Genomic DNA, 2,157 nt, shown 5'->3' with positions numbered 1-2,157 from the left:
GCCCGGGCGACCTCGACGAGGTTGTCCGAGAAGGACGGGGCGTGGCCCATGTCGGTGAAGGCGCCCGACGAGATGCTGTTGACCGTGCCCTCGTTGAGCTGGCGCCAGTAGCCCAGCGTCGCGACCACGATGCCCGCCTTCACGTCGTCGGTGATGCGGGCCACGCCCTTGAACGCGCCGCGGTCGTTGGCGACCCGCACCCGGTCGCCGTCCCGGATGCCGCGGGCGTCGGCGTCGGCTTGGCTGATCATCACGAACTGTTCGCCCTGGCCCTTCTGCTTGTCCTCCATGTTCGCGTAGCAGGAGTTCAGGAAGTAATGGCTCTTGGGCGAGACGATGTTGAGCGGGAAGCGCTTGGCGAGCTCTGGATCGTTCGTATGGGATTCGCGCGGGCCGAGGTAGTCGGGCAGCGGATCGAGCGCTTCGCCGGGCTGGAAACCGTCGTACATCTGTCGGAACGGCGGCGCGACGAAGTTCGTGGCGCCCTCGACCATGAACATGCACTTGCCCGTCGCAGTAGGGAAATTGCCGTTCCGGTGCGGGGCGCGGTCGTCCGGCGTGCCGACCTTCAGGCGCGCAAAGCCGTGCTCGCGCATGTACTGCAGGTTGATGCCCTCACAGGCCGGGGCGTTCCAGTCGACGTAGTACTCCAGGCACTCCGTGTCGGTCCACTTGAAGTTCTCTTCCTCGAAGCCGAGCCGGGCCGCGAGCTGGCGGAAAATCTCGTTGTTCGGGATGGCCTCACCGGGCGCGTCCGCGCACTTGGTGTTGTAGGTGAGATAAAGGTGGCCCCAGGAGAGGATCATGTCCTCCATCTCCGCGCCCATCGTCGCCGGCAGCAGGATGTCGGCGTAGGACGCCGTGTCGGAGACGAAGTGCTCGGCCGAGACCATGAACAGGTCCTCGCGCATCAGCCCTTCGACGACCTTGTCGGTCTCGGGCGCCTGCGTGACGGGGTTCGAGTTCCAGCACATCATCGACAGGATCGGCGGGTCGAGCTTCAGCTCGCCGGTGAGCGCGCGCCCGATCTGCAGGTTCGAGACGACGCGGGTGCCCTCCGGGATCAGGTCGGGCCGGCACATCACGTCGAACTTGTAGGGGTGCTCCCACACGCCGAACTGGGTGACGCCGCCGCCGACGTGGCGCCACGCGCCGGTCAGCGCCGGGATGCAGGTGACGGCGCGGATGGTCTGGCCGCCGCCGTAATGCCGCTCCAGCGCCACGCCCATGCGGATGCCGACCGGCTGCTCGGTCGCCATCTCGCGGGCGAGCGTGCGGATGTCTTCCGCCGAGACCCCGGTGATCGCGGCGGCCCATTCCGGCGTGCGGGTGCTCGCCCGCTCCTTCAGCTCCTCGAAGCCGACCGTGTGGTTGTCGACGTAGTCCTGGTCGACGAGGCCTTGGGCGATGATGGAATTGATCAGCGCCATGGCGAGCGCGCCGTCAGTGCCGGGCTTCGGCGCGATGTGCCAGTCGGCGGCTTTCGCGGTGCGCGAGGCGTAGGCGTCGATCACGACGACCTTGGCGCCCTTCTTCTGGGCGTCCTTGACGATGGCCCAATGGTGCAGGTTCGTGCTGACCGAGTTGCACGCCCAGATCACGATGTACTTCGAGTGGATGTAGCTGTCCGGGTCGAGGCCCGCCGTCGGGCCGACGGTGAGGAGCCAGGCCGTGCACGAGCCCTCGCCGCAGAAGGTGCGCTCGGTGACGGTGGCGCCCATGCGGTTGAAGAAGGCGTCGCCGCCGTTCAGCCCGTGCACGAGGCCCTGGTTGCCGAGGTAGCTGTAGGGCGCGATGGCCTGCGGGCCGTGACTGTCGATGATCGCCTTCCAGCGCGTGACGATGGTGTCGAGCGCCTCGTCCCAGGTGATGCGCGCGAACTGCTTGGAGCCCTTCGGGCCGACCCGCTTCATCGGGTAGAGCAGCCGGTCGGGATGGTAGTGGCGCGTCTCGTAGTCCTTCAGCTTCACGCAGAGGGTGCCGCGGGTCATCGGGTGGTCGGGGTTGCCTCGGACGCCGAGCAGCTCGCCGTCACGCACCTCGAACAGCATCGAGCAGGTGTCCGGGCAGTCGTGCGGGCAGCCGCCGAAGAAGGTCTCGGTCAGGCTCTCGGCCTCGGCGACGATCAGGGAATCCGGCTTGACGATCTCGTTCATG

General features: G+C 67.4%; 1 protein-coding gene. It reads right to left on the bottom strand.

Translation table 11 applies throughout. The features are described 5' to 3' along the window. A partial coding sequence (locus FV226_RS27370) for a molybdopterin oxidoreductase family protein (protein ID WP_147765387.1) occupies window positions 1-2,156 on the bottom strand: 2,156 nt, incomplete at its 3' end. Window position 2,157 lies beyond the last annotated feature (1 nt).

This window comes from Methylobacterium sp. WL12, assembly GCF_008039475.1.
Taxonomy (GTDB): domain Bacteria; phylum Pseudomonadota; class Alphaproteobacteria; order Rhizobiales; family Beijerinckiaceae; genus Methylobacterium; species Methylobacterium cerastii.
This window is presented reverse-complemented; position numbering and strand designations above follow the sequence as displayed.